The organism is Amycolatopsis rubida, assembly GCF_900115345.1.
Taxonomy (GTDB): Bacteria; Actinomycetota; Actinomycetes; order Mycobacteriales; family Pseudonocardiaceae; genus Amycolatopsis; species Amycolatopsis rubida.
In genome coordinates this window covers 772,917-787,371 of the sequence record NZ_FOWC01000002.1, presented here as the reverse complement: position 1 = coordinate 787,371, position 14,455 = coordinate 772,917, and the positions used below count along the sequence as shown (strand labels likewise).

The window sequence follows — 14,455 nt, the reverse complement described above, 5'->3', positions numbered from 1 at the left end:
TTAGCACCTACTGGCCGGTATAGTCGGCGGCGAGATACACCGCAGTGTCCAACCATGCCGCTTCGCGGAGGAGTGTTCAGTGAGTAGCGAGGCCTACATCTACGAGGCGTTGCGCACGCCCCGGGGCAAGAACAAGGGCGGTGCCCTGCACGGCACCAAGCCGGTCGACTTGGTGGTCGGCCTCATTCAGGAGCTGAAGGTCCGCCACCCGAACCTCGATCCGCAGGCGATCGACGACATCGTGCTCGGCGTCGTGTCCCCGGTGGGCGAGCAGGGCGCGGACATCGCGCGCACCGCCGCGCTCGTCGCGGGCCTGCCGCAGACGGTCGCGGGCGTGCAGCTCAACCGGTTCTGCGCGTCCGGGCTCGAAGCCACGAACGTCGCGGCGCAGAAGGTCCGCTCCGGCTGGGACCAGCTGGTCATCGCGGGCGGCGTGGAGTCGATGTCGCGCGTGCCGATGGGTTCCGACGGCGGCGCGCTGTTCATGGACCCGGCCACGGCCTACGACCACTACATCGCCCCGCAGGGCATCGGCGCGGACCTGATCGCGACGATGGAGGGCTTCTCCCGCGAGGACGTCGACGCCTTCGCGGTCCGTTCACAGGAGAAGGCCGAGGCGGCCTGGTCCGGCGGCTACTTCGCCAAGTCCGTGGTGCCGGTGAAGGACATGAACGGCGTCACGATCCTCGACCACGACGAACACCGCCGTCCGGGGTCCACCGTGGAGGGTCTGGCGAAGCTCAAGCCCGCCTTCACCACGATCGGCGAGATGGGCGGCTTCGACGCCGTCGCGCTCCAGAAGTACCACCAGGTCGAGAAGATCGACCACGTGCACACCGGCGGCAACTCCTCCGGCATCGTCGACGGCTCGGCCATCGTCCTGGTCGGCAGCGAGGAAGCGGGCAAGCGGGCCGGTCTCACGCCGCGGGCACGCATCGTCGCCACCGCCTCGATCGGCTCCGAGCCGACGATCATGCTGACCGGTCCGACGCCCGCCACCGAAAAGGTGCTGAAGACCGCGGGCCTGACCCCGGACGACATCGACCTGTGGGAGCTCAACGAGGCGTTCGCGTCCGTCGTGCTCAAGTGGCAGAAGGACTTCGACCTGCCGGACGAGAAGATCAACGTCAACGGCGGCGCCATCGCCATGGGCCACCCGCTCGGCGCGACCGGCGCGATGCTGGTCGGCACCGTGGTCGACGAGCTGGAACGCCGCGAGGCGCGCCGGGCCCTGGTGACCCTGTGCATCGGCGGCGGCATGGGCGTCGCGACCATCATCGAGCGGGTGTGAGGACCGACATGACCGAGAGCAAGACCATCCGCTGGGACAAGGATTCCGACGGCATCGTCACGCTGACGCTGGACGACCCGGACCAGTCGGCCAACACGATGAACCAGGCCTTCCGCGAGTCGCTCGCCGCGACCGTGGACCGGCTCGAAGCGGAGAAGGACGACATCGCCGGTGTCGTGCTCACCTCGGCGAAGAAGACCTTCTTCGCCGGCGGCGACCTGCGCGACCTGATCCAGGCGCAGCCGGAGCACGCGGCCGAGATCACCGCGTCCAGCACCGCGATGAAAGGCCAGATGCGCCGGCTCGAACAACTCGGCAAGCCGGTCGTCGCGGCCATCAACGGCGCGGCGCTCGGCGGCGGCCTCGAAATCGCGCTGGCGACGCACCACCGCATCGCGGCCGACGTCAAGGGCAGCCAGATCGGCCTGCCCGAGGTCACCCTGGGCCTGCTGCCCGGCGGTGGCGGCGTGGTCCGCACCGTGCGGCTGCTCGGCATCCAGAGCGCGCTGCTGAACGTCCTGCTGCAGGGCCAGCGGCTCAAGCCGCGCAAGGCGCTGGAGCTGGGCTTGGTGCACGAGGTCGTGGACACCGTCGACGAGCTGGTGCCCGCCGCGAAGGCGTGGATCAAGGCCAACCCCGAGGGCGGCGTGCAGCCGTGGGACGTCAAGGGCTACAAGATCCCGGGCGGCACCCCGTCGAACCCGAGTTTCGCGGCGAACCTGCCCGCGTTCCCGGCGAACCTGCGCAAGCAGCTCAAGGGCGCGCCGATGCCCGCGCCGCGCGCGATCCTCGCCGCCGCGATCGAGGGTTCGCAGGTCGACTTCGACACCGCGATCACCGTCGAGACGCGCTACTTCGTGAGCCTGGCCACCGGGCAGGTCTCGAAGAACATGACCAAGGCGTTCTTCTTCGACCTGCAGACGATCAACTCCGGCGGTTCGCGGCCGGACGGGTTCGAGAAGTTCACCGCCAAGAAGGTCGGCGTGCTCGGCGCCGGGATGATGGGCGCCGCGATCGCCTACGTCTCGGCGAAGGCGGGCATCGACGTGGTCCTCAAGGACGTCTCGCAGGAGGCAGCTGACAAGGGCAAGGGCTACGCGGTCAAGCTTGAGGAGAAGGCGCTCTCGCGCGGCAAGACCACGCAGGAGAAGTCGGACGCGCTGCTGGCGCGGATCAAGCCCACCGCCGACCCGGCCGACTTCGCGGGCGTCGACTTCGTCATCGAGGCCGTGTTCGAGAGCGTCGAGCTGAAGCACAAGGTGTTCGGCGAGATCGAGAGCATCGTCAACGCGGACGCGGTGCTGGGTTCCAACACCTCGACGCTGCCGATCACCACCCTTGCCGAGGGCGTGCAGCGCACCGAGGACTTCATCGGGATCCACTTCTTCTCGCCGGTGGACAAGATGCCGCTGGTCGAGATCATCTGCGGCGAGAAGACGTCGCCCGCCACGCTGGCGAAGGTCTTCGACTACACGTTGCAGATCCGCAAGACTCCGATCGTCGTCAACGACAGCCGCGGCTTCTTCACCTCGCGGGTCATCGGCACCTTCATCAACGAGGCCGTGGCCGCGCTGGGCGAGGGCGTCGAACCGGCGTCGATCGAGCAGGCGGGTTCGCAGGCCGGTTACCCGGCGCCGCCGCTGCAGCTGATGGACGAGCTGACCCTGACGCTGCCGCGCAAGATCCGCGCGGAAACCCGCGCCGCGATCGAGGCCGCGGGCGGCACCTGGAACGCGCACGCGTCCGAGGCCGTCATCGACACGATGCTCGACAAGTACGACCGCAAGGGCCGCAGCAGCGGGGCTGGCTTCTACGAGTACGACGAGAACGGCAAGCGCACCGGTCTGTGGCCGGGCCTGCGCGAGGCGTTCAACTCGGGTTCGGCGGACGTGCCGTTCGAGGACCTCAAGGAGCGCATGCTCTTCGCCGAGGCGCTGGAAACGGTGAAGTGCTTCGACGAGGGCGTCCTGACCTCGATCGCGGACGCCAACATCGGGTCCATCTTCGGCATCGGCTTCCCGCCCTGGACCGGTGGCGTGATCCAGTACATCAACCAGTACGAGGGCGGCCTGCAGGGCTTCGTGGACCGGTCCCGCGAGCTGGCGGCGCGGTACGGCAGCCACTTCGAGCCGCCGCAGTCGCTGGTGGAGAAGGCCGCCAAGGGCGAGATCTACGAATAGAGCTCGGTCTTGCGCTGACGGGGCCGCTTCGGGGGATTCCCCCGGGGCGGCCCCGTTTCGCGGAGGTGACGATGACGGAACAGCAGCTGCCGGTCTTGGACGAACATCGGATCGTCGTGCACGCGGACGCCGAGACAACCTGGCGTGCGGTCAACCAGGTCGCCGAACATTTCTCCGGCCGGCTCGCCACCGCCTACGCCTGGGCGGTCCGCTGCGCTGACTGGAAAGCAACCGGCCCCCGCCCCCTCGCGGAGGGCTCCACCGTCCCCGGCTTCCGGGTCGCGGTCGCCGAACGGCCGCACCGGCTCGTGCTCGCCGGGCGGCATCTGTTCTCCGAGTACCGCCTCACGTTCCGGCTCGAATCCGTTTCCGAAGAACAGACCGTGGTCCGCGCCGAGAGCCGGGCCCGGTTTCCCGGCGTGGCCGGGGCGGGCTACCGCTTGCTCGTCGTCGGGAGCGGGGGCCACGTCTTCGGAATGCGGAGGCTGCTGGGGACGATCGCGAGACTCGCGAACGGCTGAATCCGTGCCGTCGCGCGCAGTGATCCGGCGGATGGCGCAGTCAGGGCGGGCGTTCGGCCCGAATTCTCCCGGAAGTCACCGATCGCGGTTAAAGTCGCGTCATGCGCCGTAGTGCCACGGTGGTTCTCGCCGCCGTTCTGCTGACCTCCGCCTTGGTGCCGACAACGTTGTCATCGGCCAGTCCGCTCGATCCCGCCGCCTCCGTCGACCCGTTGATCGGCTCCAAGGGCGACGGCAACACCTATCCGGGCGCGACGGCCCCGTTCGGCATGCTGGCCTGGAGTCCGACGAGCACCCGCGGCGACCAGACCAGCACCGGCGCGGCCAACGGCTACCAGTACGACACCACACGGCTGCGCGGGTTCAGTCTCACGCACGTCAACGGCGCGGGCTGCAATCCAGGCGCGGCGGGTGACGTGCCAATCATGCCGTTCACCGGGAACGTCACGTCATCGCCGACCGCGGACACCAAAGACGCGATGTATGCCAGCGACTTCAGTCACGCGGACGAGAAAGCGACCCCGGGCCGGTACCGGCTCGGCCTCGCGAACGGCGTGACCACGGACTTCGCCGCGACCGAGCGCACAGCGGCCGGGCGGGTGGAGTTCCCCGCGGGCTCCCCGGCGAACCTGCTGTTCCGCACGTCGAATTCGCTCAACGGCAGCGAGGACGCGGAGACGCACATCGATCCGGCGCGCCGGCAGGTCACTGGCTCGGTGCTCACCGGCGCGTTCTGCGGCCGCCGCGCCAACGGCGGCGTGAACAACCGCAAGACCTACTACCGGCTGTACTTCACCGCGCAGTTCGACCAGCCGTTCACCAGCACCGGCACCTGGCGCGACAGCACGCTGCAGCCGGGCGGCCGGGACCAGACCGGCGGCGAGGGCTACGCGACCGGCAAGGACCGCGCCGGCCGCGGTTCCGGCGGCTGGGTCGGGTTCGCGCCGGGCAGCCGGGTCGCCATGCGGATCTCGATCTCCTACGTGTCGCTCGCCGGGGCCGAACGGAACCTGCGCGCGGAGCAGCCGCCGTGGTCCACTGTGGACTCGGTGGCCGCGGCGGCTCGCCGGGAATGGAACACCAGGCTGGGCCGGGTGCGGATCGGCGGCGGAACTCCCGCGCAGCGCACCGTGTTCTACACCGCGCTGTACCACTCGCTGCAGCAGCCGAACCTGGTCAGCGACGTCGACGGCCACTACCTCGGGATGGACCGCGAACCGCACCGGCTCGAACGCGGCCAGGACGCGCAGTACAGCAACTTCTCCGGCTGGGACCAGTATCGCGCGCAGATTCAGCTGCTGGCTTTGCTTGAGCCGCGCGTCGCCGGGAACTTCGCGCAGTCATTGTTCAACTATGCCAAGCAAAACGACGGCGTCTGGGACCGCTGGGTCCACGTGAACGGCGCGACCCACGTGATGACCGGGGACCCGACCGCCGCCACGCTCGCGACCTTCTACGCCATGGGCGTGCGCAACTTCGACTACCGCGGCGCCTTCGATTCGTTGTACGCCCAGGCCACCGTGCCGCGGCCGGAAGGCTTGCAGGACGCGGGTTGTCCGGGGCAATGCGTCGGCCAGCGACCGAATCTCGCGCAATATCTCCAATCGCACTACGCGGCCAACGACGTGTGCCATTGCTGGGGCGGCGGCGCGGAAACGCTGGAAGACTCGATCGCGGACTTCGCGCTCGGGCAGTGGGCCGCGCAGCTGGGGCGGAAGAAGGAAGCCGCTGAGCTTTCCGCGCGCGGCGAATACTGGCGCAACGTCTTCAACCCCGCGACCGGGTACCCGCAGGCCCGAAATCTGGACGGCTCCTGGGCGACGCCGTTCGACCCGGCCAGCGACCGCGGCTTCGCGCAGGGCAGCGCCGCCGCGTATGCGTGGCTGGTACCGCAAGACGTCACCGGCCTCGCAGATGCCATGGGTGGCAAGGAAACCGCGGCGAAGCGGCTGGACGGGTTCTTCCACGACGCGGCCGGGAACTGGCAGTTGCGCGGCGGCGGTCCGTTGAAGTACGACCCGACGAACGAGCCGGACATCCACGCGCCATGGCTGTACAACGAGCTGGGCCGTCCGTGGCAGACGCAGGAAACCGTGCGGCAGATCGTCGACACGGTCTACACCACCGGTCCGTCGGGCCTGCCGGGCAACGACGATCTCGGCACCATGTCGGCCTGGTACGTCTTCGGCGCGCTCGGCATTTACCCGCGTACGCCGGGGTCAGGCGAGATGCTGCTGTCGAGCCCCCTGTTCCCGCACGCGGAGGTGCGCTCCGGCAGCGGCGCGGTACTGACGATCACCGGGCTGGGTTCCGGGAAGTACGTGCGGTCGGCCTGGCGCGACGGCAAGCCGCAGCGGGACTGGAAGGCGCCCGCTTCGCTGACCCGGTACGGCGGGCGGCTCGATTTCGTGCTCTCTCCGTCACCGACCGAGTGGGCTTCGCAACCGCTGTAACAGTTTTCCGCGGATTCTCGACCTCCTCGCATTGGCTCTAGAGGAGGAACCGCATGCTGCGGAAACTGGGGATGGCGTTGGCCGCGGGCGTTCTGGTCGCCGGATGCGGTGCGGTACCGACCGGGACCGCACCGTCGGCGGTCACGAGCGAGTACTCGCCGACGACGACCTACAGCACGCCGGAAACGTCGGCGACTTCAACCACGCCGACTTCAACGGCACCGTCCACGTCGGTCGCACCACCGGTCACCACGCCTCCGGTGGTCCCGCCCACCACGGTCGCCAAGCCGAAAACGACACCGAAGGCCCAGGCCGCACCGCGGGTCGCCCCGGCCCAGCAGCCGCCGGTGCGGAAACCAGCGGAGTGCGGCTCCGACTACTACCGCAACTCCTCGGGAAACTGCGTCCACCGCCCGGACTCGAACCCCTCCGGCGCGACCGCCCAGTGCAAGGACGGCAGCTACAGCTACAGCCAGCACCGTTCCGGCACCTGCTCCGGTCACGGCGGTGTCAAACAGTGGCTCTGACCCCAGCGAGCACTGGGCCAGACGGAGCAGCCCGGTAAGTCGGATCGATCACGAACCGCCCGTTCCGCCCGCCTCGCCCGGTAGCGTACGAATCCGGTACGGCATACGGGACGGGGGACGTGGTGGCGCGGGCGGGTTCGGGGCCGATCATCGTGGTGCTCGCCTCGTGCGGGCTGGTCGCTTCGTTCATGCAGACGCTGGTCATCCCGTTGATCCCGGCGTTTCCGAGACTGCTGGACACCACGCCGACCGACGCCTCGTGGGTTGTCACCGTCACGTTGCTCGCGGCGGCGGTGTGCACGCCGGTCGCCGGGCGGCTCGGCGATCTTTACGGCAAACGCCGGGTGCTGCTCGTGAGCCTCGGGGTGCTGATCGCCGGGTCCGTGGTCTCGGCGCTCACCAGTTCGCTCGCGCTGATGATCGTCGGCCGCGGGTTGCAGGGCTGCGTGATGGGCGTCATCCCGCTCGGCATCAGCATCATGCGCGACGAACTGCCTGCCGAGCGCGTGAGCGGCGCGATTTCGCTGATGAGCGCGACGCTCGGCGTCGGCGGTGCGATCGGGTTGCCGGTCGCGGCGATCGTGGCCGAGCACGCGGACTGGCACGTCCTGTTCTGGGGCGCGGCCGGGCTCGGGCTCGGTTGTGCGCTGCTGATCCTGCGGTTCGTCCCGGAATCGCCGGTGCGCACGCCCGCACCGTTCGATTTCCTCGGCACGCTCGGGTTGATCGTCGGGCTCACCAGTCTGCTGCTGCCGATCGTGAAGGGCGGCGAGTGGGGCTGGGGCAGTCCGGCGACGCTCGGGTTCGCCGCGACGGCCGTGGTCGTTCTCGCGGCCTGGGGCTGGTATCAGCTGCGCCGTCGTGACCCGCTGGTCGACCTGCGCGTTTCGGCGCGGCGGCCGGTGTTGTTCACGAACCTCGCATCGGTCCTCGTCGGCTTCGCGATGTATGCGATGTCGCTGTCGTTCCCGCAGTTGCTGCAGGCGCCTTCGGTTACCGGCTACGGCCTCGGGCTCACCATGGTGCAAGCCGGACTGTGCCTCGCGCCGAACGGCCTGGTCATGATGGCGCTGTCCCCGGTCTCCGCGCGGCTGACCAACCGCTACGGCGCGCGCGTCACGCTCATGACCGGCGCGATCGTGATCGCGGTCGGCTATGTCTTCGCGATTTTCCTGATGGCCACGGCGGTCGAGCTGATCATCGCGTCTGTGATCATCGGGGCGGGCGTCGGCATCGCTTACGCCGCGATGCCCGCGCTGATCATGAGCGCGGTGCCGGTCACCGAAACCGCGTCGGCGAACGGGCTCAACTCGCTCATGCGGTCCGTCGGCACCTCGACGTCCAGCGCCGTGATGGCCACGATGCTCGCCCACCTGACGATCACCGTCGGCTCGTTCACCGTGCCCTCGCTCGCGGGTTTCCGCGCCACGTTCGCGGTCGCCGCGGTCGCGGCGGTGGCCGGGCTGGCGTTGACCGCGGTGGTGCCGCGGTTCCGTGCCGCCAGCCCGGAACTCGCCCGGGTCTAGAGCCTCGTGAGTGTTTGTGCCGGTCAGAACCGGCATCAACACTCACGAGTCAGAGCAGCGGGGGAACGGCCGCGTCGATCAGATGCGGTCCCGGTTCGGCGATCGCGCGCCGGAACTGTCCGGCCAGCTCCTCCGCGGTCGTCGCCCGGGTCGCCGGAACGCCCATGCCTTCGGCGATCTTCACGAAATCCAGGTCCGGACGGCCGATGTCCAGCAGGTCTTTCGCCCGCGGCCCGTCTCCGGACGCGCCGACGCGCTGCAGCTCCATCCGCAGGATCGCGTACGCGTTGTTGTTGAGCACCACCGTGGTGACGTCGAGGTTCTCGCGCGCCTGCGTCCAGAGTGCGGAGATCGTGTACATCGCGCTGCCGTCGGATTCGAGGTTGACCACCGGTCGCCTCGGAGCCGCGATCGCCGCGCCGACGGCCACCGGCATTCCGTAGCCGATCGCGCCGCCGGTCAGGGTCAGCACGTCGTGCCGCGGCGCGCCCGCGGTCGCCGCGGGGAGCATCAGCCCGGACGTGTTCGCCTCGTCCACGATGATCGCGTTCTCCGGCAGCAGCGCGCCGATCACATCGACCCAGTTCTGCACAGTGAGCGGACCGCTCGGCAGCTCCGGCCGTCCAGCCTCCCGCACAACCGGCTCGGTGTCCGCGGCGACCAACGCGGCGACCGCTTCCAGCGCGGCCGGGACGTCCTGTCCGACGTTCGCGAGGACGTGGACGTCCGCGCCTTCCGGGGTCAGCTCGCTCGGCATGCCGGGGTAGGCGAAGAACGACACCGGTGCCCGCGTGCCCGCGACGATCAGGTGCTTGATTCCGTCCAGCTGGTACTTGGCCTGCTCGGCGAGATACCCCAGCCGTTCGATGTTCGGCAACCCCGCGCCGAGCTCCAGCCGGGCGGGGAAGGTCTCGGCGAACACCTTCACCCCGGTTGCCGCCGCGATCCGGCTGGCCGCGCGCAAACCGGCCTCGCGGCAGGCGGATCCGCCGATCAGCAACGCCACCGGCTCGCCGCTGCGCAGCACGTCCGCGATCTTCTGCACGGTCGTCGAGTCGACCGCCTGCGGCACGCGCGGCGGAATCGGCTCGCACGTTTCACCGCCCTCGCCCCACGACGCGTCGGCGGGAAGGATCAGCGTCGCGACCCGGCCCGGTGCGTCCTGCGCCGCCGCGACCGCCGCCGCGGCGTCCGCGCCGACGTCCTTCGTGTGCCCGGACCGGCGCACCCAGCCTTCGAGCGAGCCCGCGATGGCGTCGATGTCCGACTCCAGCGGGGCGTCGTACTGCTTGTGATAGGTGGCGTGGTCGCCGATCACGTTGACCACCGGCGTGTGCGCGCGCCGCGCGTTGTGCAGGTTCGCCAGGCCGTTCCCCAGCCCGGGGCCGAGGTGCAGCAGCGTCGCGGCGGGCTTGCCCGCGACCCGCGCGTACCCGTCCGCGGCCCCGGTCACGACGCCCTCGAACAGCGCGAGCACGCCGCGCATCTCCGGCACCGAATCGAGCGCGGCGACGAAATGCATTTCCGACGTGCCGGGGTTGGAGAAGCACACGTCGACCCCGCTGTCGACGAGCGTGCGGATGAGGGACTGGGCGCCGTTGAGCGTGCTCACTGTGCTCACTTTCCGGTTTGCGCGAACAGAACGCCGGGGTTCAGGATCCCGGCCGGGTCGAAGCTTTCCTTGACCCGGCGCAGCAGATCGAGCTTCGCCGGGTCTTCGAGCTTGGCGTAGTACTTGGTCTTGGTGCGGCCGAGGCCGTGCTCGCCGGAGATCGCGCCGCCCAGCTCGTACGCGTAACCGAAGATGTCGGTCAGCAACTGCGCGCGGGTGTCCGGGTCCTTGCAGAAGATCGCCAGGTGGACGTTGCCGTCGCCGGCGTGCCCGCAGCCGATCGCGCCGCCGCCGGTCGCCATCGCCAGCTCGCGGGCTTTGGCCAGGAACTGCGGCATCGCGGTCCGTGGCACCACCACGTCGATCACGTCGTCCGCGCCCGCGGCTTTGGCGTTCCAGAAGGCTTTTTCGCGGGCTTCGATGAGCTTGCGCGCGGCTCCGCCTTCGAGCACGTACGCGTCGATCGCGCCGAGTTCGGTGAGCAGTTCGCCGAGCGCCTCGACGTCCTCGCCGAGCCGGTCGGCCACCCGGTTTTCCAGCGCCACGGCCAGATACGCCTGGGTCCGGTCGCGGATTTCCGCCGGGACGCCCAGTTCGAGCTTGTCGTTGTAGACCATCGCGGCCATCGTCATGTTGTCGATGTACTCGAGGATCTGCGGGGCGAGACCGCTCGCGGCGATCTTCGGCACCGCCGCCATCACCTGCTCGAAATCGTCGAACGGGGCCAGCACCGTCGCGCTGTGCGGCAGCCGGGGCTGCAGCTTCACGATCACCTCGGTCACCAGCGCGAGCGTGCCCTCCGAGCCGATGATCAGCTGGGTGAGGTCGTAGCCGCTGGAGATCTTCGACATCCGGCCGCCGGTGCGAACGATCTCGCCCGTCGCGAGCACCGCCTGCAAACCGGAGACGTTGCCGCGGGTGATGCCGTAGCGGATCGCGCGCATCCCGCCGGCGTTGGTGCCGACGGTGCCGCCGACGCTCGCGCTCAGCTCGCCGGGATAGACGGGGTAGGTGAGCCCGTGTTCGGCGGTCTTCGCGTCGAGTTCGGCCAGCGTGACGCCCGGCTGGACGACGGCGACGTGGTTGCCGTCGTCGATCTCAAGCACCGAGTTCATCCGCTCGAACGAGACGACCAGCCCGCCTTCGACCGGCCGAGCCGCGGCGGACAGCCCGCTGCCGGACCCGCGCGCGGTCACCGGGATGCCCTCGGCGGCGGCGATCTTCAGCAGCGCGGAGACTTCTTCGGCAGTGGCCGGCTTCGCGACGTACGCCGGTTTCTGGACTGGCGTGCTGAGTGCCTCGTCGTGCGCGTAGTCGTCGGAAATCGCGTCACCGGTCAGCAGGTTCCCCGCTCCGACGGCCCCTGCCAGCTGTGTTGCGATCTCGCTCATGCCACTCCCTCGTGCGCGTGCCTCGTGGCCGAAGCCTAGCTGTTCTGGCACGAGGCTGGCCATGAATAGTTTTCACGTTAGCCGACGCGGGCACGAAAAAGGCCACGCCGCGCGCGTGGCCAGGAAGGGGAGAGAACCCAAGCAGGGACCGGCCCGCGCCAACAGGCCGGCCCCTGGGTTAATCCTCGGTGCCGGTCAGACGAGCCAGCCGAGCACGTGCGCCAGGTGCGCGAGCAGACCCGAGATCAGGTCGTGGCCGTGGTGCACGTGCTGGGTGAACATCTGCATTGAGGGGCTCCTTGTTCGGATTGTTCTTACTTGGTGCTCTCGCGAGGAGCCAACGCAGATTTCCACCGGCCCGCTCGCGGTGTCAAAACGCGGGTTTCCCTGTGCTGGCAAGGGATCGGCGGCCGGAGAATCTTCCCATGTTAAACATGTAAGGCTTTCGGGTTTGTCGCCGGGGGTGCACTGTGGACTCTTCGCCACGGTTCGTAGCGAACCCCGGCTCCGATCACCCTGGGTAGCAGACGCGCACTGCGGCAACCGGGCGGCGCGGCCCCTCGAACCGGTGAATGTGAGGCCACGATTGGTGAGTTGCCGAGGTTCACACCGCCGGGTGATCAGCGGGGGCTGGATCCCTTGTCCGGCAGCGAATATCGGGCCGAGTTCATGATCGCGGAGGGTTAACCCGGCTTCACTCCGGAGGAACAATCTGGCCCGATGGGGTTTTCTCGGCAGTGGGTGCGGGGTCGGCGGTGCGCGAGGGATCTGCCCTGCCGGTGGATCCGGCGCACGATGCGGAAGTCCGTGAGGGGCCCTTCGCGGGAATCTGATCCCCGCGAAGGGCCCCTCACGGACTCGGCGGGGACGGTGCCGGGCGGGCTTCGCGGGGGCGGTGCCGGGCGGGCTTCGCGGGGGCGGTGCCGGGCGGGCTTCGCGGGGGCGGAGTCCGGCGACCCGTCTCGTCGGCCGGTGCTGGGCGCTGCCTTGGCGAGCCATGCGCAACCGAGCGGCGCGCGGCTAATCCGGGGGCTCGTGAGTGTTGATCACGGTGAGAATTGTGATCAACACTCACGAGCCCACCTGCACGTCGCCGTCGGACGACCCGTCAGTCAGCTCGCGCGAACGACAGCGTCTCGCCTTCCACGCCGCGCAGCCACAGGTCCTGCGCGGCCGCGGCCATCTCGGACAGGCCTTCTTCGATCGTCGCGAACACGTTGCCGGGCACCCAGCCCGCGTCGCCGTTGATCAGCAGGTTGTTGCGGCCGTAGAAAATCGCGAGATCCGTGGCACCCTGGTCGCTGTGCGCCTCGCTGCCGTCGTCGTAGCCGTACGCTGGATTGCCGATTTCCCACGCCTCGAATCCGAAGTAGACGACATCGCCCGGAATCGGGGTGATCGTCGGATTCTCACGGCCCGGCTTAGGCTCCGCGAAGGGCGGCACGAGCGTGTAGACCTCGTTGCGCGCGTACTTCGCGTGGTAGGCCGAACCGCTCTGCGGCAGTGCGTCCCACACCGCCTTGCAGGTGCGCGGTGCTTCGTCGTCGAGCAGCCGGGCGCGACAGGTGACGCCGCGCTTGTCGAGGCTGATGGTGATGTAACGCGCCATGCCTCAGCTCCCCGTGACCGAAGTGACGACCTCGCCCCAGATACGCAGCGCGTCGTCGACCTGTTCCGCGTTGACGACCAGAGGCGGCACCATGCGCACGACGTTCGAGTACGCCCCACAGGTGAGCAACAGCAGTCCGCTCTTCGCGGCTGCCTGCTGCGCGGCCTGCGCGGTGGCCGTGTCCGGTTCGCCGTCCGCTGTAGTGAACTCAGTGCCCACGAGGAGCCCGAGACCGCGTACGTCGCCGATAGCCGGCGTCTTGTCCGCGATGACGCGCGCGCCCTCGAGAAGCTGACGGCCACGCTCCGCGGCGTTCTCGACCAAGCCTTCGTCCTGAATGACGTCGAGCGTCGCGATAGCCGCCGCGCACGACACTGCGTTGCCGCCGTACGTGCCGCCCTGCGAGCCCGGGTACGCCTTCGCCATCAGCTCTTCCGAAGCGGCGATGCCCGACAGCGGGAAGCCGCTCGCGAGACCCTTCGCGATCAGCACGACGTCCGGGTGGACGTCGAAGTGGTCGTGGCCCCAGAACTTGCCGGTGCGGCCGAACCCGGCCTGCACCTCGTCGAGCACCAGCAGGATCCCGTGCCGGTCGGCGCGCTCGCGCAGCCCGGCCATGAACGCGGTGTTCGCGGGGACGTAGCCGCCCTCGCCGAGCACCGGCTCGATGAAGAACGCTGCCGTCTCGTTCGGCGCGGAGACTGTCTGGAAGAGGTAGTCGAGCTCGCGCAGGGCGAACTTCGTCGCCGTCTCCTCGTCCCAGCCGTAGTGGTAGGCGTACGGGAACGGCGCGACGTGCACGCCGGACATCAGCGGCGAGATGCCCGCGCTGAACCGCGTGCCGGAGGTGGTCATGGCCGCCGCGGCGACCGTGCGGCCGTGGAAGCCGCCCTGGAACACGATGACATTCGGCCGCTTGGTCGCCTGCCGGGCCAGCCGCAGCGCGGCCTCGACAGCTTCGCTGCCCGAGTTGGCGTAGAAGAGCGAATCGAGCCCGGACGGCAGCACCTCGCCGAGCTTGCGGGTCAGTTCGAGCAGCGGCTGGTGCATCACCGTCGTGTACTGGCCGTGCACGAGCTTGCCGATCTGCTCGCGCGCGGCTTCGACCACGCGCGGGTGACAGTGCCCGGTGCTGGTCACCCCGATGCCCGCGGTGAAGTCGAGATGACGTTTCCCGTCCACGTCGTAGAGGTAAACCCCTTCACCGTGGTCGACGACGACGGGCGTTGCCTGCTTGAGCAGCGGGGAAAGCTGGGCCATGCGGCGCCCTCCTGGATGCGGGTGGAGACGGTTGTCGATTGTTGACAATATCCATAGCATGAGTTCGGGACAACAGGAACAGGAG

The 14,455-nt window shown here is 69.2% G+C and carries 10 protein-coding genes; 6 read left to right on the top strand and 4 right to left on the bottom strand.

Going from position 1 to position 14,455, the window contains the following annotated elements:
- The first annotated feature begins 79 nt into the window (after positions 1 to 79).
- The 6 genes from BM362_RS12680 (at position 80) to BM362_RS12655 (ending at position 8,498) form a co-directional block, all read left to right on the top strand.
- Complete coding sequence (locus tag BM362_RS12680) at positions 80 to 1,291, top strand: acetyl-CoA C-acetyltransferase (RefSeq protein WP_067576168.1); 1,212 nt, start codon at positions 80 to 82, stop codon at positions 1,289 to 1,291.
- An 8-nt stretch (positions 1,292 to 1,299) separates the two neighbouring features.
- A complete protein-coding gene (locus BM362_RS12675; protein ID WP_067576170.1) occupies positions 1,300 to 3,471 on the top strand; it encodes a 3-hydroxyacyl-CoA dehydrogenase NAD-binding domain-containing protein in 2,172 nt (723 codons plus the stop codon).
- A 71-nt stretch (positions 3,472 to 3,542) separates the two neighbouring features.
- Positions 3,543 to 3,992 carry a hypothetical protein gene (locus BM362_RS12670; RefSeq protein ID WP_067576172.1) on the top strand — a complete coding sequence of 150 codons (450 nt, stop codon included), beginning with the start codon at positions 3,543 to 3,545 and terminating at the stop codon, positions 3,990 to 3,992.
- 101 nt (positions 3,993 to 4,093) lie between these two features.
- Complete coding sequence (locus BM362_RS12665; protein WP_093573227.1) at positions 4,094 to 6,445, top strand: GH92 family glycosyl hydrolase; 2,352 nt, start codon at positions 4,094 to 4,096, stop codon at positions 6,443 to 6,445.
- Between the two features lie 53 nt (positions 6,446 to 6,498).
- Complete coding sequence (locus BM362_RS12660; protein WP_067576176.1) at positions 6,499 to 6,972, top strand: DUF3761 domain-containing protein; 474 nt, start codon at positions 6,499 to 6,501, stop codon at positions 6,970 to 6,972.
- A gap of 47 nt (positions 6,973 to 7,019) precedes the next feature.
- Positions 7,020 to 8,498 (top strand): MFS transporter, encoded by a 1,479-nt coding sequence (locus BM362_RS12655; protein WP_425285700.1) that lies wholly within the window; start codon positions 7,020 to 7,022, stop codon positions 8,496 to 8,498.
- Between the two features lie 49 nt (positions 8,499 to 8,547).
- Here the strand turns inward: BM362_RS12655 and BM362_RS12650 are convergent, their stop codons facing one another.
- From BM362_RS12650 to BM362_RS12635, 4 genes are all read right to left on the bottom strand, one after another.
- Positions 8,548 to 10,110 (bottom strand): acetolactate synthase large subunit, encoded by a 1,563-nt coding sequence (locus BM362_RS12650; protein WP_093573225.1) that lies wholly within the window; start codon positions 10,108 to 10,110, stop codon positions 8,548 to 8,550.
- A gap of 5 nt (positions 10,111 to 10,115) precedes the next feature.
- Positions 10,116 to 11,501 carry an FAD-binding oxidoreductase gene (locus BM362_RS12645; protein WP_067576181.1) on the bottom strand — a complete coding sequence of 462 codons (1,386 nt, stop codon included), beginning with the start codon at positions 11,499 to 11,501 and terminating at the stop codon, positions 10,116 to 10,118.
- A gap of 1,108 nt (positions 11,502 to 12,609) precedes the next feature.
- Positions 12,610 to 13,110, bottom strand: coding sequence for a DUF3830 family protein (locus tag BM362_RS12640; protein WP_067576183.1), 501 nt, complete (start codon positions 13,108 to 13,110; stop codon positions 12,610 to 12,612).
- A 3-nt stretch (positions 13,111 to 13,113) separates the two neighbouring features.
- Positions 13,114 to 14,370: an aspartate aminotransferase family protein gene (locus tag BM362_RS12635; RefSeq protein ID WP_093573224.1), complete on the bottom strand. Its 1,257-nt coding sequence runs from the start codon at positions 14,368 to 14,370 to the stop codon at positions 13,114 to 13,116.
- Positions 14,371 to 14,455 lie beyond the last annotated feature (85 nt).

Excerpts from the sequence above, each read along its gene's own strand:
- BM362_RS12675 (WP_067576170.1), top strand. The coding sequence starts at position 1,300 with ATGACCGAGAGCAAGACCATCCGCTGGGACAAGGATTCCGACGGCATC.
- BM362_RS12670 (WP_067576172.1), top strand. The coding sequence starts at position 3,543 with ATGACGGAACAGCAGCTGCCGGTCTTGGACGAACATCGGATCGTCGTG.
- BM362_RS12665 (WP_093573227.1), top strand. The coding sequence starts at position 4,094 with ATGCGCCGTAGTGCCACGGTGGTTCTCGCCGCCGTTCTGCTGACCTCC.
- BM362_RS12660 (WP_067576176.1), top strand. The coding sequence starts at position 6,499 with ATGCTGCGGAAACTGGGGATGGCGTTGGCCGCGGGCGTTCTGGTCGCC.
- BM362_RS12645 (WP_067576181.1), bottom strand. The coding sequence starts at position 11,501 with ATGAGCGAGATCGCAACACAGCTGGCAGGGGCCGTCGGAGCGGGGAAC.
- BM362_RS12640 (WP_067576183.1), bottom strand. The coding sequence starts at position 13,110 with ATGGCGCGTTACATCACCATCAGCCTCGACAAGCGCGGCGTCACCTGT.
- BM362_RS12635 (WP_093573224.1), bottom strand. The coding sequence starts at position 14,370 with ATGGCCCAGCTTTCCCCGCTGCTCAAGCAGGCAACGCCCGTCGTCGTC.